This is a genomic window from Arthrobacter oryzae (assembly GCF_031454875.1).
Taxonomy (GTDB): Bacteria; Actinomycetota; Actinomycetes; order Actinomycetales; family Micrococcaceae; genus Arthrobacter; species Arthrobacter oryzae_D.
Map to the genome: position 1 here is coordinate 44,874 of NZ_JAVDRQ010000007.1, position 21,071 is coordinate 65,944.

Annotated in this window: 19 protein-coding genes; 15 read left to right on the top strand and 4 right to left on the bottom strand. The window is 65.2% G+C overall.

The annotated features are described in order from the left end of the window. The first annotated feature begins 81 nt into the window (after positions 1–81). The 4 genes from pcrA (at position 82) to sucD (ending at position 5,753) form a co-directional block, all read left to right on the top strand. Positions 82–2,577: a DNA helicase PcrA gene (pcrA, locus tag J2805_RS13770; RefSeq protein WP_396134364.1), complete on the top strand. Its 2,496-nt coding sequence runs from the start codon at positions 82–84 to the stop codon at positions 2,575–2,577. 169 nt (positions 2,578–2,746) lie between these two features. Next, the gene (locus J2805_RS13775) at positions 2,747–3,445 is read left to right on the top strand and encodes a hypothetical protein (protein ID WP_396134368.1); all 699 of its coding nucleotides are present in this window, start codon (positions 2,747–2,749) and stop codon (positions 3,443–3,445) included. 224 nt (positions 3,446–3,669) lie between these two features. Then, entirely contained in the window at positions 3,670–4,839 is a 1,170-nt protein-coding gene (gene sucC, locus J2805_RS13780) for an ADP-forming succinate--CoA ligase subunit beta (RefSeq protein WP_104173615.1), read from the top strand. A gap of 11 nt (positions 4,840–4,850) precedes the next feature. Beyond that, on the top strand, positions 4,851–5,753 hold the full coding sequence (sucD, locus tag J2805_RS13785; protein WP_214840935.1) for a succinate--CoA ligase subunit alpha: 903 nt from the start codon (positions 4,851–4,853) through the stop codon (positions 5,751–5,753). A gap of 271 nt (positions 5,754–6,024) precedes the next feature. On the opposite strand, the gene J2805_RS13790 is transcribed toward sucD, so the two are convergent. The 3 genes from J2805_RS13790 to J2805_RS13800 are packed head-to-tail and all read right to left on the bottom strand — an operon-like array spanning position 6,025 to position 7,324. Then, positions 6,025–6,456, bottom strand: coding sequence for an SRPBCC domain-containing protein (locus tag J2805_RS13790; RefSeq protein ID WP_309977122.1), 432 nt, complete (start codon positions 6,454–6,456; stop codon positions 6,025–6,027). Continuing rightward, positions 6,453–6,965 (bottom strand): SRPBCC family protein, encoded by a 513-nt coding sequence (locus J2805_RS13795; RefSeq protein ID WP_309977124.1) that lies wholly within the window; start codon positions 6,963–6,965, stop codon positions 6,453–6,455. Before J2805_RS13795 ends, J2805_RS13790 begins: the two co-directional genes overlap by 4 nt. After that, on the bottom strand, positions 6,962–7,324 hold the full coding sequence (locus tag J2805_RS13800) for an ArsR/SmtB family transcription factor (protein WP_309977572.1): 363 nt from the start codon (positions 7,322–7,324) through the stop codon (positions 6,962–6,964). The genes J2805_RS13795 and J2805_RS13800 overlap by 4 nt, the downstream gene beginning before the upstream one ends. Positions 7,325–7,509: 185 nt before the next feature. Here J2805_RS13800 and J2805_RS13805 point away from each other — a divergent pair, with 185 nt between their 5' ends. The 9 genes from J2805_RS13805 to J2805_RS13845 all read left to right on the top strand — a co-directional run bounded on the left by J2805_RS13805 (position 7,510) and on the right by J2805_RS13845 (position 18,091). Continuing rightward, positions 7,510–7,914, top strand: a complete 405-nt coding sequence (locus J2805_RS13805) for a tautomerase family protein (RefSeq protein ID WP_309977573.1) — start codon at positions 7,510–7,512, stop codon at positions 7,912–7,914. 207 nt (positions 7,915–8,121) lie between these two features. After that, positions 8,122–9,123, top strand: coding sequence for a 5-dehydro-2-deoxygluconokinase (gene iolC, locus J2805_RS13810; RefSeq protein WP_309977125.1), 1,002 nt, complete (start codon positions 8,122–8,124; stop codon positions 9,121–9,123). Further along, complete coding sequence (locus J2805_RS13815; RefSeq protein WP_309977127.1) at positions 9,120–10,085, top strand: Cgl0159 family (beta/alpha)8-fold protein; 966 nt, start codon at positions 9,120–9,122, stop codon at positions 10,083–10,085. Before iolC ends, J2805_RS13815 begins: the two co-directional genes overlap by 4 nt. Before the next feature lie 44 nt (positions 10,086–10,129). Continuing rightward, positions 10,130–12,058, top strand: a complete 1,929-nt coding sequence (gene iolD, locus J2805_RS13820; protein WP_309977576.1) for a 3D-(3,5/4)-trihydroxycyclohexane-1,2-dione acylhydrolase (decyclizing) — start codon at positions 10,130–10,132, stop codon at positions 12,056–12,058. Positions 12,059–12,088: 30 nt separating this feature from the next. Further along, positions 12,089–13,600 carry a CoA-acylating methylmalonate-semialdehyde dehydrogenase gene (locus J2805_RS13825; RefSeq protein WP_309977129.1) on the top strand — a complete coding sequence of 504 codons (1,512 nt, stop codon included), beginning with the start codon at positions 12,089–12,091 and terminating at the stop codon, positions 13,598–13,600. A 145-nt stretch (positions 13,601–13,745) separates the two neighbouring features. Next, the gene (locus tag J2805_RS13830; RefSeq protein WP_309977131.1) at positions 13,746–14,657 is read left to right on the top strand and encodes a sugar phosphate isomerase/epimerase family protein; all 912 of its coding nucleotides are present in this window, start codon (positions 13,746–13,748) and stop codon (positions 14,655–14,657) included. 36 nt (positions 14,658–14,693) lie between these two features. Then, positions 14,694–15,707 (top strand): Gfo/Idh/MocA family protein, encoded by a 1,014-nt coding sequence (locus J2805_RS13835; protein WP_309977134.1) that lies wholly within the window; start codon positions 14,694–14,696, stop codon positions 15,705–15,707. A gap of 40 nt (positions 15,708–15,747) precedes the next feature. Next, on the top strand, positions 15,748–16,620 hold the full coding sequence (locus J2805_RS13840) for a sugar phosphate isomerase/epimerase family protein (protein ID WP_309977136.1): 873 nt from the start codon (positions 15,748–15,750) through the stop codon (positions 16,618–16,620). A gap of 10 nt (positions 16,621–16,630) precedes the next feature. Continuing rightward, positions 16,631–18,091 carry a sugar porter family MFS transporter gene (locus J2805_RS13845; protein WP_309977138.1) on the top strand — a complete coding sequence of 487 codons (1,461 nt, stop codon included), beginning with the start codon at positions 16,631–16,633 and terminating at the stop codon, positions 18,089–18,091. A 75-nt stretch (positions 18,092–18,166) separates the two neighbouring features. On the opposite strand, the gene J2805_RS13850 is transcribed toward J2805_RS13845, so the two are convergent. Then, positions 18,167–18,616, bottom strand: a complete 450-nt coding sequence (locus tag J2805_RS13850) for a MarR family winged helix-turn-helix transcriptional regulator (protein WP_309977140.1) — start codon at positions 18,614–18,616, stop codon at positions 18,167–18,169. A 163-nt stretch (positions 18,617–18,779) separates the two neighbouring features. Here J2805_RS13850 and J2805_RS13855 point away from each other — a divergent pair, with 163 nt between their 5' ends. Beyond that, positions 18,780–20,066, top strand: a complete 1,287-nt coding sequence (locus tag J2805_RS13855; RefSeq protein ID WP_309977142.1) for an MFS transporter — start codon at positions 18,780–18,782, stop codon at positions 20,064–20,066. Positions 20,067–20,094: 28 nt separating this feature from the next. Continuing rightward, positions 20,095–20,922, top strand: a complete 828-nt coding sequence (locus tag J2805_RS13860; RefSeq protein WP_309977144.1) for an aldo/keto reductase — start codon at positions 20,095–20,097, stop codon at positions 20,920–20,922. Positions 20,923–21,071 lie beyond the last annotated feature (149 nt).

Consider the following 21,071-nt stretch of genomic DNA (forward strand, 5'->3'; position numbering starts at 1 on the left):
CCGGTTCATCGGCTGAGGCGAACGCGGCCCGGCCCGGAAGTGAGTGTCGGCCCCACCGCCTAGACTTATAGCACCATGGATATGTTGTTTGACCCGTATGCTGACGGACCGTTCAAGGCTGCCCCGAAAGCGGCAGCGCTCACCAAGTCGCGCCCCGGGACCGGGGAAGATCCGGCTCGCTACGGGAACGGCGGGCCGGAATCCGAGGGTGAACGGGCACGTCCGAAGCTGCCCGGCGTGGACGAACTCCTGCAGGGCCTCAACCCCCAGCAGGAAGAGGCAGTCAAGCACACCGGCAGCGCGCTGCTCATCGTCGCCGGCGCGGGATCCGGCAAGACCCGTGTGCTCAGTAACCGGATTGCGTACCTGATCGCCACCAGGAGGGCGCATCACGGTGAGATCCTGGCCATCACCTTCACCAACAAGGCTGCGGCGGAAATGCGGGAACGCATCGAGGCGCTGGTGGGGGGCCGCGCCAAGATCATGTGGATTTCCACCTTCCATTCGTCCTGCGTGCGCATCCTCCGGCAGGAAGCCGCCAATGTTGGCCTGAAGTCCAACTTCTCCATTTACGATTCCGCGGATTCGCTGCGGCTGGTCACGCAGGTGTCCAAGAGCCTTGACCTGGACCCGAAAAAGTTCGCGCCCAAGGCCATCCAGCACAAGATCTCGGCGCTCAAGAATGAGCTGATCGACGCCGATTCCTATACCTCGTCCGCCAACCATAACGATCCCTTCGAATCTGCCGTGGCCGACGTCTTCAAGGGCTACACCCAGCGGCTGCGCCAGGCCAACGCCATGGACTTTGACGACCTCATCGCCGAAACCGTCTACATGTTCCGTGCGTTTCCGGCGCTCGCCGAATCGTACCGGCGGCGCTTCCGGCATGTCCTGGTGGACGAATACCAGGACACCAACCACGCCCAGTACGCACTGGTCCGCGAAATTGTGGGCGAGGGTCCCGGGGCCTCCGAACTCACTGTGGTGGGCGACTCGGACCAGTCCATCTACGCTTTCCGTGGCGCCGACATCCGCAACATCGTGGAGTTCGAAAAGGACTACCCGAACGCCCGCACCCTCAAGCTGGAGCAGAACTACCGGTCCACCCAGAACATCCTCACGGCCGCCAACTCGGTGATTTCCCGGAATCCCAACCGGCCCGATAAACGGCTCTGGACCGCCGAAGGCGAAGGCCACAAAATCATCGGTTACGTGGGCGAAAACGAACACGACGAAGCCCAGTTCATCGCCAAGGAAATCGACAGGCTCCAGGACGAGGACAATCTGCGCCCCGGCGACGTCGCCATTTTCTACCGCACCAACGCACAGTCCCGCTCCATCGAAGACGTCCTGGTCCGCGTCGGCCTGCCGTACAAGGTGGTGGGTGGTACCCGCTTCTACGAGCGCAAGGAAATCAAGGACGCCCTCGCGTACCTGCGCGTCCTGGTGAACCCCGACGACGACGTCAACCTGCGCCGGGTGCTCAACGAACCCAAGCGCGGCATCGGCGACCGCGCCGAAGGCGCCGTGGCCGCGCTGGCCGAACGTGAACGGACCTCGTTCATGGACGCTGCCCGCCGTGCCGATCAGGCCCCGGGCATGGCTACCCGCTCCGTCAACGCAGTGCTGGGCTTCGTGAAGCTCCTGGACGACCTCGCCGAGGTGGCCAGCGGCTCGGGCGCGGCTGCTGCCCTGGAAGCAGTCCTGGAACAAACGGGGTATCTGGCCGGCCTCCGGTCCAGTACCGACCCCCAGGACGAGTCCCGGGTGGAGAACCTCGCGGAACTCGTCGCCGTCGTGCGGGAATATGAACAGGAGAACCCCGAGGGGTCCCTGGGCGCCTTCCTGGAGCAGGTGTCCCTGGTGGCCGACGCCGACCAGATCCCGGATGCGCCGGCGGGCACCGCCGATGACCTGGCGGCCGCGGTTGCCGAGGCCAAACGCCTGGGCGTCGTGACGCTCATGACCCTCCACACCGCGAAGGGGCTGGAGTTCCCGGTGGTGTTCCTCACCGGCATGGAACACGGGCTTTTCCCGCACCAGCGCTCGGCCACGGATCCCAAGGAGCTCGCGGAGGAACGGCGGCTGGCCTATGTGGGCCTGACCCGAGCCCGGAAGCGCCTCTATGTGACCCGTTCGGAAGTCCGCAGCATGTGGGGCCAGAGCCAGTACAACCCGGCCAGCCAGTTCATCGAGGAAATCCCCGCAGAACTGGTGGAGTGGCGGCGTGAAGGCACGTCCCGGCAGGTGGGCGGCTGGGGGAGCGGGGCTTCCATCGGATCCAGCCGGTACGGCGGATCGTTCTGGGGTGCGGGCACGGCCCGCGGCAACGCGGCCAGCCCTTCCGCCGGCTTCAATGCCGATGTTCCGGCCGCCGTCGCAAAGAACCGCGTCCAGCCGCAAAAGGAAATCGTTGCCGTCAGCGTCGGGGACAAGGTTAACCACACGAGCTTCGGCAACGGGACTGTCCTGGCACTCGAAGGAGCCGGGGACAAGACCGTAGCCAAAGTGAAGTTCAGTGTCGGTGAAAAGCGGCTATTGCTTCGGTACGCGCCGCTGACCAAACTGGACGCATAGCACCGCAGCTTCGCGGCGCAGGGTCGGGGCGTCGCAGCCCAGAGCGGAGGTCCGGGGGGACCATGAAGGTCCTTTTCGCCGCGCCATCGAACACCGCGCGGGCAACCTCAATGAGCTGTACCCGGAGCACGCGCTGCCGGCCCCTGACTGAACCGGCATAATGGGTGCCATGCGACGGACTGTACCGGGGATCCTGGCCGCCCTCATCCTGATGGCCTGCACGGCGTGCACCATCACCCAGAAGGACCCTGACTACGTGCCCCCGCCGCCGCTTCCCGTGCTGGAGCAGCTGAAGCAGGCCCCCGTGACGGACGCCGATCCGTTCTCTGCAGGCGAGGACACCCTCAGCTTCGTCACGGCGGACCGCAACACCGTCTGCTCCCTCACGTCGGCCCGCGGCGAGCACGTCAACCTGCCGTATGAAGAGAACGGGTTCGGCGACCCGGAAAACAACAAGCACGCCATTGTTCCGGTGGCGCACTGCGAGCTGGCCAAGTACCCCAAACCCGAAGTCACGGACGTCACAGACGACTGCGCCGGCACCGGCCTTGGCTACCTGGGTGGCGCGGCACTGCTCACGCCGGACAATGCGACGTACGGGGAATGCCGCTCCGGCGTGACCCAGATGGAAGCCGAATTCGGCCCCAAGGGCACCAAGGCCGGACCCGTATCCCAGCTGCCCGTCCTGGAGGACGGCCAGAACCTTGAACGGAACGGCCTGCGCTGCTCGGCCTACAACAGCGGCGTGGCCTGCGGAAACGTTTCGGCGGGTGTTGCCTTCTTCATCTCACGGGACCATTACGAACTGGTTTCCGGCGGCCCCGAAAACGCTTCAGCGACGCCCTCGGAGGCGCCAAAAAGCCCGTAATCTAGGGGTTTTTCTACGCTCCATAGAATAGTGTCCTTACTCACATAACAGGTACTCTGGAACGGGCCGGTCCGCAGAAAGGACTAGAGTTCCGAGAGGAGCATTGCGCCGTGTGGCTCGTTTCCAAACCTGCCGCAGGGTGCGTTTATTCCGCAGCCCGGTAACCACGATTACGTGGGGTCCGGCTGTACAGAAACTACTTCGACGTAGAAGGACACTAAACCGTGGACCTGTTTGAATATCAGGCGCGCGATATGTTCGAGGCGCACGGTGTACCCGTGCTTGCTGGCATCGTGGCGCACACCCCTGAAGAAGCAAAGGCAGCTGCCGAGAAGATCGGTGGCGTAACTGTCGTCAAGGCACAGGTTAAGGTCGGTGGCCGAGGCAAGGCCGGCGGCGTTAAGGTCGCCAAGACCGCCGATGAGGCTCTGGAGCACTCCACCAACATCCTGGGCATGGACATCAAGGGCCACACGGTCAATAAGGTCATGATCGCCCAGGGCGCGGACATCGCCGAAGAATACTACTTCTCCGTCCTGCTGGACCGGGCCAACCGCAACTACCTGGCCATGTGCTCGGTTGAAGGCGGCATGGAAATCGAACAGCTCGCCGTCGAACGCCCCGAGGCGCTCGCGAAGATCGCCATCGATCCCGCTGTGGGAATCGACCAGGCCAAGGCCGATGAAATCGTTGCCGCTGCAGGCTTCGCTGAGGAACTGCGTGGCAAAGTCGCCGACGTAATCCTGAAGCTGTGGGACGTTTTCAAGAAGGAAGACGCAACCCTGGTTGAGGTCAACCCGCTGGTCAAGACCGGCGCCGGCGAGATCGTTGCCCTTGACGGCAAGGTCACCCTCGACGAGAACGCCGATTTCCGCCACCCCAAGCACGCACTCCTCGAAGACAAGGATGCTGCTGACCCGCTCGAGGCCAAGGCCAAGGCGCAGGACCTCAACTACGTCAAGCTGGACGGCGAAGTGGGCATCATCGGCAACGGCGCCGGCCTGGTCATGTCCACCCTTGACGTCGTCGCCTACGCAGGTGAAAACCACGGCAACGTCAAGCCCGCCAACTTCCTGGACATCGGCGGTGGAGCGTCCGCCGAGGTCATGGCAGCCGGCCTGGACGTCATCCTGGGCGACGAGCAGGTCAAGTCCGTGTTCGTGAACGTCTTCGGCGGCATCACCGCCTGTGACGCCGTGGCAAAGGGCATCGTGGGTGCACTGGCTGAGCTGGGGCACTCCGCCAACAAGCCGCTGGTTGTCCGCCTCGACGGCAACAACGTCGAAGAAGGCCGCCGCATCCTGGCCGAGGCCAACCACCCGCTGGTTACCCTGGCCGCCACCATGGACGAGGGCGCCGACAAGGCCGCCGAGCTCGCCAACGCAGCTAAGTAAAGGGACGCACCATGTCTATCTATCTGAACAAGGACTCCAAGGTCATCGTCCAGGGCATCACCGGCGGCGAAGGCACCAAGCACACCGCCCTGATGCTCAAGGCGGGCACCAATGTGGTGGGCGGCGTCAACGCCCGCAAGGCCGGCACCACGGTCCTGCACGGCGATAACGAGATCACCGTTTTCGGCACCGTCAAGGAAGCAATCGCCGAGACCGGCGCGGACGTCTCCATCGTCTTCGTGCCGCCGGCGTTCACCAAGGACGCCGTTGTTGAAGCCATCGAGGCCGGCATCGGCCTGGTCGTCGTCATCACCGAGGGCGTGCCGGTCCAGGACTCGGCTGAGTTCTGGGCGCTGGCGCAGTCCAAGGTCGACGCCAACGGCAAGCAGGTCACCCGCATCATCGGACCGAACTGCCCCGGCATCATCACCCCCGGCGAAGCCCTCGTTGGCATCACCCCGGCAAACATCACGGGCAAGGGCCCCATCGGCCTCGTCTCCAAGTCAGGCACCCTGACCTACCAGATGATGTACGAGCTGCGTGACCTGGGCTTCTCCACCGCCATCGGCATCGGCGGCGACCCGGTCATCGGTACCACGCACATCGACGCCCTCGAAGCGTTCGAAGCCGACCCCGAGACCAAGGCGATCGTGATGATCGGCGAGATCGGTGGCGACGCTGAAGAGCGCGCCGCGGACTACATCAAAGCCAACGTCACCAAGCCGGTTGTCGGCTACGTGGCCGGCTTCACCGCTCCGGAAGGCAAGACCATGGGCCACGCCGGCGCCATCGTCTCCGGTTCCGCGGGCACCGCCCAGGCCAAGAAGGAAGCCCTTGAGGCTGCCGGTGTGAAGGTCGGCAAGACGCCGTCCGAGACCGCCAAGCTCCTGCGCGAGGTTTTCGCAGCCCTCTAGGTCCTGCCTCTTTCAGGCACCAAAAGAAGGGCCCCCAGGTGCGAGGGTCCCGCTGCGAGCTTTCGAGCAGTGGGAGCGCGTGGGGACACGACGGCGTCCGGCCGCTTTCCCCAGGGAAGGTGACCGGACGCCGTCGTACTTTTAACAGGTGCTACTGCCCGCCCACCTCCGGTGCAGCGCGAACGGACAGTTGGGGCCCGCGGGCGAGGGGCCCCAACTGTCCGTTCGCGCTAGGAGCCGAGGAGCTCGTCCAGCTGTTCGTAGCCGGCGGCTATGCCGGCTTCCTGCCGTCCGCAAGGTACCTTTCGCGGGCTTCCACGCTGGGGTAGACGGACCTGCCGGTGAGTTTGGAGCGTCCATCCGGCAAATCCTCGAACGTTCCGAACTCCAGGGTGACCACATCCGGGTAGCCCTCGTACTCGAACGTCTGCAGCACGAACCGGTTCTCGCGGACGGTGTGGAAGACGCCGCGGAACGCATGCTCGCGGCCGTCCCGGCCCTCCTGCACGAAGCGGTACGCCCCGCCCGGACGGCAATCGAATTCGTCGATCCGAGTGGTCAGCTCGCGCGGTCCGATCCATTGCCGGAACAGTTCGGGATCCACATGGGCGCGGAAGACCGCCGCCGCCGGGAAATCAAACTCCCGCTCCGAGTACACAAACGGAACATCCTCCGGGGCCACGAGCCTCAGTGCATTGCTCACGCCGTTCCACTCCCGGCATCCCGGTTGGCCGCAACGGCGCCGCCGAGGAGTTCATCGAGCCGCTCATAGCCCTCCGTCATGCCGCCTTCCATGCCGGACTGCGCCATGCCGTCACGGGACTCCTGGCTCGGGTAGACGGAGTGGCCCACGATGCGGCACCTGTTGCCGCCAAGGTCCTCAAAGGTAAGGAACTCGATGCTGACAACGTCCGGGTAGCCGCCGAATTCGAAGGTCTGGACGGCGAACTCGTTTTCGCGGACTGTGTGGAACACGCCGCTGAATTCGTAGGCAACGCCGTCCGGGCCGGTATGGATGTAGCTGTAGCTGCCGCCGGTGCGGAAGTCGTACTGGTTGATGTCCATCTTGAGTCCCCGCGGGCCGAGCCATTGGACGATCAGATCAGGCTCCTTGTGTGCGCGGAACACGTCCGCCACCGGGAAGTCGAATTCCCGCTCGTAGTCAATGAAGGGCTGCCCTTCAGGGATGCTGAGTTTCAGTTCGTTGCTCATGATGGGTCCTTTGCCTGTGTGCCGCGTGCGGCGGCCCTGGATTGGAGCACGGCATCGAGGCTGCGGAACTGCTTCTCGCGGACCAACCGGTACTGGTCAATCCATGCGGTGAGCGCCTCCAGCCGTGCGGGGTTCAGGTGGACGGGCCGGCGCTGGGCGTCACGTGTGCGGGTGACCAATTGCGCCTGCTCGAGGACCTGGATGTGCTTCGAGACCGCCTGTTTGGTGATCGCGAAGGGTTCCGCCAGTTCGTTTACGGTGGCCGGTCCCCGGCTGAGCCGGGAGATGATGCGGCGGCGGACCGGATCAGCGAGGGCCATGAAGGCCGCGTCGAGCAGTTCATCGTCGCCGGTGTCCATGACCTGCCATTCCCCCGCCCCGTAGTCAATCAAACGTAGTCAATCAATTGCTTTATCAACCTTTCGGTTGTTTAAAGCTACTCCCACTTTGGGTCCGCCACAAGAGGCAATTCGCCCCAGACCGCTTGTCGTCCGCTGAATTAGTTTGTTAGTATGTCAGGACAAACTACTTGAAGGAGTCGGACGTGCCGCTCGTGCGAATTGATGTCAACCAAGGGCGTAGCCCCGAGGACCTGGGCCGGCTGAGCCGGGGGATCCACGATGCGATCCTTGCGGAGTACGGGATTCCGGAGCGCGACTACTTCCATATCCTCACCGAACATCCCCGCGGGCAGATCTTCGCCCAGGACGCCGGGCTCGGCTTTGAGCGCACGCCGGACGTGGTGATGATTCAGATTTTCACGCAGGGTGGGCGGAGCCAGGAAGCCAAGCAGTCCCTCTTTGCCGCGATCGCCGCCCGGCTGGCCGGGCTGGGTGTGGCTGGTGAGGATGTGTTTATCGGGTACGTCGAGAATGGCGCGGGCGACTGGTCGTTCGGCTTTGGGCAGGCTCAGTATGTCACCGGCGAACTGGCTGTTCCGCGTAAATAGCCCGGGCTTTTGGCCGCCGCCGAGCTGTTCGAAGGGTCTTGATCTGCCAGCTATGGCAAGTTGTAAATATGTCAGTACAAACCTTTGACAGGACAATAATTGTAGGGCAAAGTAGTGGTTGTGGCCCCGCTCACGGGGGTCCGCCAGGAACCGGAGCTCTATCTGTTCAGAGGTACAGAGTTCAAACCAGAAAGGTCCGCGATTACCGTGACCCATGAACTGCTCACGATCGGGCGCATCAGCGTTGATATCTACCCGAACGACATCGGGGTGGATCTGGAGGACGTCACGTCCTTCGGAAAGTACCTCGGTGGTTCACCCGCCAACGTGGCCGTCGCAGCCGCGCGGCACGGCCGCCGGGCCGGGGTGGTTACCCGCACGGGCGATGACGCTTTCGGCAAGTACCTGCACCGTGAACTGCGCAAGTTCAACGTGGACGATACGTTCGTTACGCCGGTGAAGGAATGGCCCACCGCGGTCACCTTCTGTGCGATCAAGCCGCCGGAAGACTTCCCGCTCTACTTCTACGGTCGGTTCCCCACGGCCCCGGACCTGCAGATCACGGCCGAAGAGCTGGACCTGGACGCCATCCGGGATGCGCGGATCTTCTGGTCCACCGTCACCGGCCTGTGCCAGGAGCCCAGCCGCGAGGCACACGTCAAAGCCCATGAAGCACGCCCGCACGCCGGCCTGAAAGAGGGCCAGTACACCATCCTCGACCTGGACTACCGCCCCATGTTCTGGGCCTCGGAAGAGGAAGCCCGGGCCCAGGTCGCCAGGATCCTGCCGCATGTAACGGTGGCGATCGGCAACGACAAGGAATGCGCCGTGGCCGTGGGCGAGGGAACCCCGGACGAGCAGGCGGACCGGCTCCTGGCTGCCGGCGTCGAAATCGCCGTCGTCAAGCTTGGCCCCGAAGGCGTGATGGCCAAGACCCGCACCGAACGCGTGGTGTCTGCCCCCGTTCCGGTGGAGACCGTCAACGGCCTCGGCGCCGGTGACTCCTTCGGCGGAGCCTTCTGCCACGGGCTGCTGTCCGGCTGGCCCCTGGCCCAGGTCCTGGACTACGCAAATGCCGCCGGCGCGATCGTCGCGTCCCGCCTGTCCTGCGCCGACGCCATGCCGACGCCGGCCGAAGTCACCTCGCTGCTGGCCGAACGCGGCCGCCTGGTCCCCGGTCAGTTCATCACCGAAGGAGCAGCGCTGTGACCCTCACACCCGTCGCCTCAAACAATGCCCTGGACGATGATCCCCGCCGCTACGCGCACCTGAGCACCATCCGCCTGGAGGATCCGGACGCTGTTGCCCGTGCTGCCAAGGCGCGGCGTCGCCCCCCCGGGCTCAAGTACGGCCGGCAGAACTTTATCGTTGCTGCTGACCACCCCGCCCGCGGCGCCCTCGCCGTCGGCAATGACCCCGTGGCCATGGCCGACCGCCGGCAGTTGCTGGACCGGCTGCAGATTGCGCTGGCCAACCCGGACGTGGACGGCGTGCTCGCCTCCCCGGACATCATGGATGACCTGCTGCTGCTCGGGGCACTCGACGGCAAACTGATTTTCGGATCGATGAACCGAGGCGGACTCTCCGGCCTGGTCAACGAATTCGATGACCGCTTCACCGGGCACACCGCCGCGGCACTGGAAGCCCTGGGTGCTGACGGCGGGAAGATGCTGACGCGCATCTGCCTGAGCGACCCGGACACCGTGGCCCTGCTGGAAGCGACGGCCAAGGCCATCGACTCCCTCGCTGAACGCAAGCTGATCGCGATGGTGGAGCCCTTCCTGTCCGTCCGCGAAAACGGCAAGGTCCGCAACGACCTGTCCACCAACGCCGTCATCAAGTCCATCGCCATCGCCGAGGGGTTGGGTTCCACCAGCGCCTACACGTGGATGAAGCTACCCGTGGTGGCCGAAATGGAGCGCGTCATGGCCGCCACCACCATGCCCACGGTGCTGCTGGGCGGAGATCCGGAAGGCACCCAGGACGAAGTCTTCGCCACCTGGGAAGCCGCCCTGGCCCTCCCCGGCGTGCAGGGCCTCACGGTCGGCCGGACCCTCCTGTATCCGCAGGACGGCGATGTTGCCGGCGCCGTGGCCACTGCCGCCTCCCTCCTTCACCACACCGCATCAGCCCACACCGCATCAGCCCACACCGCAGAAGTATCGGAGTAATTCCCATGGGGATCAGAACTGGCAGCGCAGCCGGAACCCGTCGAATGACCGTGGCCCAGGCCGTGGTGGAATATCTTTCCAAGCAGTACACCGTTGATTCCGTCGGCGGGCTGGAATACCGGGAACGCCTGATTCCCGGGACGTTCGGCATCTTCGGGCACGGCAACGTTGCCGGCGTCGGCCAGGCCCTCAAGCAGTACCAGCAGCTCGATCCCACGATCATGCCGTACTACCAGGGCCGCAACGAGCAGGCCCAGGCGCACCAGGCCGTGGGCTACGCACGCCACACCCGCCGCCGCCAGACGTTCGCGATCAGCACCTCGATCGGGCCCGGTTCCTCCAATCTCCTCACCGGGGCGGCCCTGGCCACCACCAACCGACTGCCGGTGCTGCTGCTGCCGAGCGACACCTTCGCCACCCGGGCCGCGGACCCGGTCCTGCAGCAGCTTGAGCAGCCTTACGCGTACGACATCACCGTCAACGACGCGTTCCGGCCGCTGTCCAAGTTCTTCGACCGGGTCTCCCGGCCCGAGCAGCTCTTCTCGGCGTTCCACCACGGCCTGCGGGTCCTGACGGACCCGGCCGAAACCGGCGCCGTCACCATCTCGCTGCCGCAGGATGTCCAGACCGAGGCCTTCGACGTGCCCGAGGAATTCCTGGCCGAACGCGAATGGCGGATCCGCCGCCCCGACGCCGACGACGGGGACATCGCCCGCGCCGCGGAGGCCATCCGTGCCGCGAAGCGCCCGCTCATCATTGCTGGCGGCGGCGTCCTCTACGCCTACGCCAACGACGAACTCGCGACGTTCGCCGAGCTGACGGGCATCCCGGTGGGCAACACCCAGGCCGGGGTCGGCGTCCTGCCGTGGGACCACAAGTTCTCTCTCGGTGCGATCGGCTCCACCGGCACGACGGCGGCCAACGCCATCGCAGCCGAAGCGGACCTGATCATCGGGATCGGCACGCGCTACGAGGACTTCACCACCGCCTCGCGGACCGCGTTCCAGAACCCGGACGTGAAGTTCATCAACATCAACGTCGCCGCCATCGACGCGTACAAGCACGGCACCTCGCTGCCGATCGTGGCCGACGCCCGCAAGGCACTGGTCAAGCTGAATCAGGCCCTGGGCGGCTACCGCGTCGGTGCCGACCTGGAACAGCAGGTCGCTGCGGAGAAGAAGCGATGGGACGCCACCGTGGACGATGCCTTTGATACCCGGTTCACGCCGCTGCCGGCCCAGAACGAGATCATCGGCGCCACGTCCCGTGCCATGGACGCGGCGGACGTCGTCATTTGCGCCGCGGGGTCGCTGCCGGGTGACCTGCACAAGATGTGGCGTGTCCGGGACCCGTTCGGCTACCACGTGGAATACGCCTACTCCTGCATGGGCTACGAAATCCCCGGCGGGCTTGGCGTCAAGCGCGCCGCCCTGGCCGAGGCGGCAGCGGGCGGTGCGCAGCGCGACGTCGTGGTCATGGTGGGGGACGGCTCCTACCTGATGATGCACACCGAACTGGTCACCGCCGTCGCCGAACGGATCAAACTGATCGTGGTCCTCATCCAGAACCACGGCTACGCCTCCATCGGATCCCTCTCCGAATCACTCGGCTCGCAGCGGTTCGGTACCCAGTACCGGGCCCTGAACGAGGAGCAGCACAGCTTCGACGAAGGCGAGACGCTGCCGGTGGACCTGGCCCTGAACGCCGAGTCCCTCGGCGTGAAGGTCATCCGGATCGAACCGGGGGAGAAGGTCATCGCCGAACTCGAACAGGCCATCCGCGACGCGAAGGCAGCCCCGGAGCGCGGCGGGCCCATCCTGATCCATGTCGAGTCCGACCCCCTGCTGGATGCCCCGAGCTCCGAATCATGGTGGGACGTTCCCGTCTCCCAGGTCTCCGACCTCGACTCCACCCGGCAGGCCTTCAAGACCTACACCGACCACAAGAACCGCCAGCGCAAGCTGCTCGGCTAGAACTCCCCACAGACCAAGGAAGTCCAACACATGTCAACGACGACCGTCACCACCACCATCAACCACTTCATCAACGGCGCCGAAACCGCAGGCGTTGGCGACCGCACCCAGCCCGTCTACAACCCCGCAACCGGCGCCGTGTCCGCGGAGCTGCGGCTGGCCAACCGGGCCGACCTGGATGCCACCGTCGCCGCGGCCCGCAAGGCCGCCGATTCGTGGGGCGACATCTCCCTGGCCAAGCGCACCGCTGTGCTGTTCAAGTTCCGCGAACTCGTCGCCTCCCACGTGGACCAGCTTGCCGAACTGATCACCGCCGAGCACGGCAAGGTCCTCTCCGACGCCAAGGGCGAGATCGGCCGCGGCCTGGAAGTCATCGAGTTCGCCTGTGGCATCCCGACCCTGCTCAAGGGCGACTACTCGGACCAGGTCTCCACCGGCATCGACGTCTTCTCCTTCCGCGAACCCCTCGGCGTCGTCGCCGGCATCACCCCGTTCAACTTCCCCGTCATGGTGCCGCTGTGGATGGCCCCGATGGCCATCGCCACCGGCAACGCCTTCATCCTCAAGCCCTCCGAGCGCGACCCGTCCGCCTCGATGCTGCTGGCGAAGCTGTGGAAGCAGGCCGGCCTGCCCGACGGCGTCTTCCAGGTCCTGCACGGCGATAAGGAAACCGTGGACGGACTGCTCACCCACCCGGACGTGGACGGCATCTCCTTCGTCGGCTCCACCCCGATCGCCCAGTACGTCCACGAAACCGCCACCAAGCACGGCAAGCGCGTCCAGGCCCTGGGCGGGGCGAAAAACCACGCCATCGTGATGCCCGACGCCGATCTGGACAACGCCGCCGACCACCTCGCCGCCGCCGCCTTCGGCTCCGCCGGCGAACGCTGCATGGCCATCTCCGTCGCCGTCGCCGTCGGTGACGCCGCCGAACTGCTGGTCAAGAAAGTCGAAGAACGCGCCCTGGCCGTGAAGGTCAACAACGGCACCGCGCCCGACGCCGAAATGGGCCCGGTGATCACGCCTGCCTCCAAGGAACGCATCGTCAGGATCGTCACCGAAGCCGAAACCGCCGGAGCGGCCATGGTGGTGGACGGCCGCGATCTGGTGGTCCCCGGCCACGAGGAAGGCTTCTGGGTCGGCCCCACCGTCCTGGACCACGTCAAGACCGAAATGACCGCCTACACCGAGGAAATCTTCGGACCGGTCCTCGTCGTGGTCCGCGTGGAGGACCTGGACGCCGGCATCAACCTGATCAACTCCAACCCCTACGGCAACGGCACCGCCATCTTCACCTCCTCCGGCGCCAACGCCCGTAAGTTCCAGCGCTCGGTGACGGTAGGCATGATCGGCATCAACGTGCCGCTGCCCGTGCCGGTGGCCTACCACTCCTTCGGCGGCTGGAAAGCCTCCCTGTTCGGCGACAAGCACATCTACGGCCCGGAAGGCGTTTCCTTCTACACCCGTGGCAAGGTAGTCACCTCACGCTGGCCTGAGCCCACCCACGCCTCGGGTGCCTCCTACAACTTCCCGTCCAACTAGTCCCCATCGCCGCCCTAGCCTCGCAAACTCGGCCAGGGAACCCTGGCGGCGTGGGCCCACCCACTTACCACGATCGACTGCTCCGTAACCGCCGTTTTGAGCGTCCAAAAGGGCGGTTACGGAGCAATCGATGAGAGGAACAGAAATGACTGAGAACAAATTGATCATCGGCACCGCACCGGACTCCTGGGGTGTCTGGTTCGCGGACGATCCCAAGCAGACCCCTTGGGAGCGGTTCCTCGATGAAGTGGCCGAATCCGGCTACAAGTGGATCGAACTGGGACCCTACGGCTACCTGCCCACCGACCCCGCCCGCCTGGCCGCGGAGCTCAAGCAGCGCGACCTGAAGGTCACGGCGGGAACGGTCTTCACCGCCTTCCACCGCGGACTCGACCAGTGGGAGACAGCCTGGGAACCGGCCCGCAAGGTCGCCGAACTCACGGCAGCCATGGGCGGCGAGCACATCGTGGTCATCCCGGCCATGTGGCGCGACGACGTCACCGGTGAAGCCGTGGAAAGCGGTCAGCTCACGGAAAAGGCCTGGAGCGACCTGTTCGCCGGCCACAACCGCCTGGGCAAGACGCTGCTGGAGGACTTCGGCCTGAACCAGCAGTTCCACTCGCACGCCGATTCCCACGTCGGAGCCCAGGAAGACATCGAAAACCTCCTCGGAGCCACGGATTCGAAGTACCTGAACCTCTGCCTGGACACCGGCCACGCCGAATACTGCGGGGCCTCCAGCCTGGAGCTCATCAAGAACCATCCGGACCGCATCGGCTACCTGCACCTGAAGCAGATCAACCCGGACATCCTCAAGAAGGTCAACGAGGAAAACATGACGTGGGCGGCTGCCAACCTTGCCGGCGTGATGACCGAACCGCCGAACGGGCTGCCGGACCTGCGGGCCGTCATCGAAGCAGTGGAGGCACTGAACCGACCCATCTTCGGCATCGTGGAGCAGGACATGTATCCCGTGGCCTTCGACGTTCCCATGCCGATCGCCAAGCGCACCCGCAACTACCTGCTGTCCTGCGGCTCCCGCACGGCCGTCAACTAACAGCCGTCCAGGCACCTGAAACGTAAGGAAAGAACAATGACTGAAACCCTTCGTGTCGCCGTCATCGGCGCCGGCCGCATGGGCGCGGACCACATCCAGCGCCTCAGCAAGCGCATCCACGGCGCTGAAGTTGCCGCCGTCGTCGACGTTGACCTTGCCCGCGCCCAGGCAGCCATCGAAGGCATTCCCGGCGCGGTGGCCCTCGCGGACGCCGACGAGGCGCTTAATAACGGCGACGTTAACGCCGTGCTGATCGCCACCCCCGGTTTCCTGCACGAGGACATCCTGCTGAAGGCCCTCGCCAAGGACATTCCGATCCTCTGCGAGAAGCCGCTCACGCCGGACGCAGAATCGGCCTGGAAGATCGTCCAGGCCGAGGAAAAGCTGGGCCACAAGCGCATCCAGGTGGGCTTCATGCGCCGCTTCGACGCAGAATACGCAGCCCTGGGCCAGGTCATCCGCGACCGCGAACTCGGCGAGCTGCTGATGCTGCACCACCAGCACCGCAACCCCACCACCCCGGCGGGCTTCACCAACGAGATGCTGATCAACGACTCCGTGGTGCACGAATTCGATGCGATCCGCTACTTCACCGGCGAGGAAATCACCAGCGTCCAGGTCCGCCTCGGCAAGGCCACGAAGAATGCCCCGGCCGGCCAGCACGATCCCCAGCACGTCCTGGTCGAAACCGAGTCCGGTGTGCTGGCCGACGTCGAAATCTACGTCAACGCCAAGTTCGGCTACGAAGTGGCCACGCAGGCCTCCTTCGAAGAGGGCATCGTCAGCATCGGCGGCGACAAGGGACCTTACACGCGCAGCGCCGGCCGCTGGGGCGGCAACGTGACCCCGGGCTTCGAAGAGCGCTTCGGTGCGGCCTACGACGTCGAAATTCAGTCATGGGTTGACGCAGCCGTCCGCGGCGAAATCGGCGGCCCCACCGCCTGGGACGGCTACGCCACCGCCGCATGCTGCGAAGCCGGCGTGGAAGCACAGAAGAACGGCGAAAAGGTCGCCGTGAAGCTGAACGCCAAGCCTGCCCTCTACAGCTAAGCCCGTTCGCACCCGACCCATCCACAATGGAGTGTCCCACGTGAAAATCGCACTTGATCCAACGCCGTTCCACCACTCGCACAGCCTGCTCGAATTTCCCCGGGTGGTGGCGGACCTCGGCTACAAGTACATGCAGATGACCCCGCACGCCGACTTCATCCCGTTCTACAACCACCCGAAGGCCGACGATGAACTGGTGGGCCAGCTCAACAAGGCCTGCAAGGACGCCGGGATAGAGATCGCCTCGATCCTCCCCGTTCTCCGCTGGTCCGGGCCGGACGAGGACGCCCGCGAAGCCGCCGTACGTTACTGGAAGCGCGCCATCCAGATCGCCGTGGACCTGGGCGTCAGCACCATGAACACCGAATTCAGCGGCCGCCCGGAGAAGGCTGAAGAATCAGAGCGCGCCTTCTACCGCTCCATGGAAGAGCTGCTGCCCATCATCGAACGCGAAGGGATCGACCTGCTGATTGATCCGCACCCGGACGACTTCGTGGAAGAAGGACTCGCCGCCATCCGCGTCGTCCGCGGCCTGAACTCCAAGAACGTGGGCCTGGTCTACGTGGCTTCGCACAGCTTCCACATGAAGAACGCGCCCCTGGACATCATGCGCGCCGCGGGGGACAAGCTCCGGCTGGTCCACGTCGCCGACACCATGGACCACCACGCCTCGCACGGCCTGCGCTACATCACCAACCCGCCCGGCAACCCGGTCCGCGTGCACCAGCACCTCAAGATCGGCGACGGCGACGTCAACTGGGAGGAATTCTTCGGCGGCCTGCAGGAAATCGGCTTCCTGGACCGTGAGAACACTGTCATGGTGTCCAGCGTCTTCGCCGAAGACGAGAACGCCGAAGAGGTCTCGCGCTATCAGCTGGACACGATGAACAACTACATCGCCAAGGCACGGTAGCCGCCGCCCTATGAAGCAAACAGAACAAACACTGACCAGTTCGCCGTCACAGACCCTGGCCGGGCATGGTGGCCCAAACAGGAGCGCCGCCAATCCCAAACGATTCATGCGGCGGGTGGCCCTGTTCTCCACCTTTGGCGGGCTCCTCTTCGGCTACGACACCGGCGTCATCAACGGTGCCCTGCCGTTCATGCAGCGCGACCTCGGGCTGACCCCGCTGACTGAAGGGCTGGTCACGTCCACCCTCCTGTTCGGCGCGGCGTTCGGTGCCATCACCGCCGGCCGCCTGTCCGACCGCTTCGGCCGCCGCCGGACCATCATGGTGCTGGCCCTCATCTTCGCCGTCTCCACCATTGCCTGTTCCCTCGCCCCGACGACGGAGCTGCTGGTTGCGGCCCGCACCGTTTTGGGCCTCGCGGTGGGCGGGGCGTCGGTGATCGTGCCCGTGTACCTCGCGGAGATGTCGCCGGCGGCCCAACGCGGACGGATCGTCACGCAGAACGAGCTCATGATCGTCACCGGCCAGTTCCTGGCCTTCACGTTCAACGCCGTCCTGGGCAACGCCTTTCCGGAGGCCTCCCATGTGTGGCGCTGGATGCTGGTCATCGCGACGCTGCCCGCCGTTGTCCTCTGGTTCGGCATGCTGGTCCTCCCCGAAAGCCCCCGCTGGCTGGCGTCCGCGGGACGCTTCGGCGAGGTCCTCGAAGTGCTGCGCAAAACCCGGGCCGCGGCGGATGTCTCAACCGAGTTCGACGACGTGCGGCAGGCAGCCCGGGAAGACTACCAATCCAAGCTCGGCACTTTCCGGGACCTCACCGTGCCATGGATCCGCAGGATTTTCGTGGTGGGCCTGGGAATGGCGGTCATCAACCAGATCAGCGGCGTCAACGCCATCATGTACTACGGCACCTCCATCCTTTCCAGCTCCGGCTTCGGGGACCGGGGAGCCCTGCTCGCCAACGTCGTTAACGGCGTCACCTCAGTGGTGGCGGTCATCATCGGTATGTCCCTGATGACGCGCGTGCGCCGTAAGTCCATGCTGATCGTCGGGCTGGTGGGCACGGCGTCGTCGCTGTTGGCCATCGGCCTGATCTCGATGCTGATCCCGGAAAGCACCCTGCGGGGCTACCTGGTGCTGCTGTTTATGGTGACCTTCCTGGCGTCCATGCAGTCCTGCATCGGCACGGTGACGTGGTTGACCATGTCAGAAATCTTCCCGCTGCATGTACGCGGCATCGGCATGGGCATCTGCGTGTTTGTCCTGTGGATGATCAACTTCCTGATTGGATTCTTCTTCCCGCAGATGGTTGCGTGGATCGGCGTCTCAACAACCTTCTTCATCTTCGTTGCCATCCAGCTGGCAGCCATCGTGTGGGTGAAGCGGGTGGTACCGGAAACCAAGGACAAGAGCCTCGAGGACTTGGAGCACTACTTTAAAAACCTCGCTGCCAAGCAACCCGTCGGCGTGTAGCCGTCCAAGCACAAAGCCCTGCACCGCGATCTGACGCGGCGCGGGGCTTTTGCTGTGACGTTTTGCGGAGCCGGGCTACACGGGCGCGTGCAGTTTGGGCAGTGCGTCCACCAGCGGGGCCAGCTCCGGGATTTCCTGGGCCTCGGCCAGCGCGCGCTCCAGGGTGGCATCGTGGGTGGGGCGCGCCTCTTCGAGCAGCTTGATGCCGCTGGCAGTGAGCTCGGTGTAGATGCCGCGCCGGTCATCCGCGCAGAGGATGCGGGTCAGCAGGCCGCGGTCCTCGAGCCTGTTGACCAGCCGGGTGGTGGCGCTGGCACTGAGCGCCGTGGCCCGGGCCAGCTGCTGCATGCGCATGTGCCAGCCGTCCTGCCGGCTGAGGGCGTCGAGCACGGTGTATTCGACGACGGATAGCTGGGCCTCGGCTTGGAGCGAGCGCTCCAGCTCCGATTCGATCAGGCCGTGCAAGGCAGCCAGGGTCCGCCAGCCCTGTGCGCGGACTTCAACGGCGTCGTCCTTGATGCCCATCTGGTACTTCCTTCCGGATCGTGTACCCGCGGACGTAAAGCGGGGCACAACAAATAATAGTTGCTTGCGCGTGGTATCTGCTTGTGCAACAATAAATAACGCGTCTGCAACTACTAGCCTACGCGCCCTACCCCATTCCGTACAGTTTTGAAGGAGCTTCGCCATGCCCATTGGCCTGTTAGCCCTCGCCCTCGGCGGGTTCGGGATCGGACTCACCGAGTTCGTGATTATGGGCCTGCTGCCCGAGGTTGCCACTGACTTCCAGGTCAGTGAGGCCACGGCCGGCTGGCTGATCTCCGGCTACGCCCTCGCCGTCGTTGTCGGCGCGCTGCTGCTCACCGCCGCGGTAACGCGTTTCGAGCGCAAGCCAGTGCTCGCCGTCCTGCTGGTGCTGTTCATCGGCGGCAACCTGATCTCGGCCGTCGCCCCCGAATACTCCATGATGATGATCGGCCGGATCGTCGCCGCCCTGGCCCACGGTGCGTTCTTCGGCATCGGAGCAGTGGTGGCCGCAGACATGGTGGCACCCACCAAGAAGGCCGGCGCCATCGCCATCATGTTCACCGGGCTTACCGCCGCCAACGTCCTCGGCGTCCCGTTCGGCACCATGCTGGGCCAGGCCGCCGGCTGGCGCTCCACCTTCTGGGCCATCACCGGAATCGGGGTCCTGGCCCTCGTCGGCATCATGACGCTGGTGCCCAAGACCGGTCGCGCCGATGCCCCGGCCCGGTCCGGCGCCGGCGGACTACGCGGTGAACTCAGCGCCTTCCGGTCCGGCCAGGTCTGGCTGTCCATCCTCGTCACCATCCTCGGCTACGGCGGCATGTTCGGCGCCTTCACCTACATCGCCTTCACGCTCACCGAGGTCACCGGCTTCTCGGCTGCCACCGTGCCCTGGCTCCTGATCCTCTTTGGCGTTGGGCTGTTCGTCGGCAATACCGTGGGCGGCAAGGCGGCGGACCGGAACGTGGACCGCACACTCCTGGTTGTCCTGGCCGTGCTGGTGGTGATTCTGGTGGCTTTCGCCCTGACCGCCGGCAACCAGCCACTGACCATCGCCTCCATCATCCTGATGGGCGGCTTCGGCTTCGCGACGGTCCCCGGACTGCAGATGCGGGTCATGAAATACGCCAACGGCGCCCCGACCCTGGCCTCCGGCGCCAACATCGGCGCCTTCAATGTGGGCAACGCCCTCGGCGCCTGGCTTGGCGGCGTGACCATCACCGCCGGTCTCGGCTACACCTCACCCATCTGGGCCGGCGCCCTCATCACCCTGCTGGGCCTCGGTGTAATGGCCTTTGCGGCAGCCGGCGCCAAGCGGCGCACGGAGGCCGGTCCGGTGAGTGGAACGACGACGGCGGAAGGGTCCGGTGCCGCCGTCGAACCGGCCGCCGCACCTGCCGACGCTGAGCCGGTTCCGGTCGCCGATGCACGCGCCGGTGCCCGCTGAAATGTCCGTCCCTACCACTGGAGAAACCATGATCCCGATTCCCACCGTCACCCTCAACAACGGCGTGGAGATGCCACAGCTTGGCTTCGGCGTCTTCCAGGTCCCCAACGACGAAACAACCGCGGCAGTCACCGCCGCCCTCGCCGCCGGCTACCGCAGCATCGATACGGCTGCCATCTACGGCAATGAAGAAGGCACGGGCCGCGCGTTGGCGGAGTCCGGCATTCCCCGCGGCGAGCTGTTCGTGACTTCCAAGCTCTGGATTGACGATCTCGGCTACGAGTCCACGCTTGCCGCCTTCGAGGCGAGCGTGGCCAGGCTGGGACTCGACTACCTCGATCTCTACCTGATCCACTGGCCGGCTCCGGAAACCGACAAGTACGCTGACTCGTGGCTCGCCCTGGAGAAGCTGCTGGCCGACGGCAGGGTCCGCGCCATCGGGGTCTCCAACTTCCTGCCCGACCATGTGCAGCGGCTCATTGACCTGGGCGGGACCGTGCCTGCCGTCAACCAGGTTGAACTGCACCCTGCCTTGCAGCAGCGGGACGCCGAGGCGTTCAACGCTGCCCACGGCATCATCACCGAGGCCTGGAGCCCGCTCGCTCAAGGTGCTGTGCTGGGCGATCCCGCCGTCGCCGCCATTGCGGTGCGACACGGCCGCACTCCGGCCCAGGTGGTGCTGCGCTGGCACCTGCAGCAGGGGAGGATCGTCATCCCGAAGTCGGTGACTCCGGCCCGGATCAGGGAAAACCTGGACGTCTTCGGTTTTACCCTCTTGGACGAGGAGCTGGCTGCGCTGGATTCGCTTGAGCGGGAGGGGCGCACCGGCCCGCATCCGGCCAGCTTCCACGGTTAGGCGGGCGCTTCGGAACGATCCCGAATGACAGGCCGGAGGTGGCGGCAACGGCCGCTGCCCCCGGCCTTTTGGGTACAACAAATAGTCCATCTACGTTAAAACATCCTAATGTCAGGACAAAGTCTTGACATTGGTGACCTGAGTCACCA

Bases quoted from the DNA above. Each gene is read 5' to 3' on its own strand.
- J2805_RS13795 (WP_309977124.1), bottom strand. From the start codon at position 6,965: ATGAGCAACGAACTGAAACTCAGCATCCCTGAAGGGCAGCCCTTCATT.
- J2805_RS13845 (WP_309977138.1), top strand. From the start codon at position 16,631: ATGAAGCAAACAGAACAAACACTGACCAGTTCGCCGTCACAGACCCTG.
- J2805_RS13850 (WP_309977140.1), bottom strand. From the start codon at position 18,616: ATGGGCATCAAGGACGACGCCGTTGAAGTCCGCGCACAGGGCTGGCGG.
- iolD (WP_309977576.1), top strand. From the start codon at position 10,130: ATGACCGTGGCCCAGGCCGTGGTGGAATATCTTTCCAAGCAGTACACC.
- J2805_RS13800 (WP_309977572.1), bottom strand. From the start codon at position 7,324: ATGGACACCGGCGACGATGAACTGCTCGACGCGGCCTTCATGGCCCTC.
- sucD (WP_214840935.1), top strand. From the start codon at position 4,851: ATGTCTATCTATCTGAACAAGGACTCCAAGGTCATCGTCCAGGGCATC.
- J2805_RS13835 (WP_309977134.1), top strand. From the start codon at position 14,694: ATGACTGAAACCCTTCGTGTCGCCGTCATCGGCGCCGGCCGCATGGGC.
- J2805_RS13855 (WP_309977142.1), top strand. From the start codon at position 18,780: ATGCCCATTGGCCTGTTAGCCCTCGCCCTCGGCGGGTTCGGGATCGGA.
- J2805_RS13825 (WP_309977129.1), top strand. From the start codon at position 12,089: ATGTCAACGACGACCGTCACCACCACCATCAACCACTTCATCAACGGC.
- pcrA (WP_396134364.1), top strand. From the start codon at position 82: ATGTTGTTTGACCCGTATGCTGACGGACCGTTCAAGGCTGCCCCGAAA.
- J2805_RS13775 (WP_396134368.1), top strand. From the start codon at position 2,747: ATGCGACGGACTGTACCGGGGATCCTGGCCGCCCTCATCCTGATGGCC.
- J2805_RS13860 (WP_309977144.1), top strand. From the start codon at position 20,095: ATGATCCCGATTCCCACCGTCACCCTCAACAACGGCGTGGAGATGCCA.
- J2805_RS13830 (WP_309977131.1), top strand. From the start codon at position 13,746: ATGACTGAGAACAAATTGATCATCGGCACCGCACCGGACTCCTGGGGT.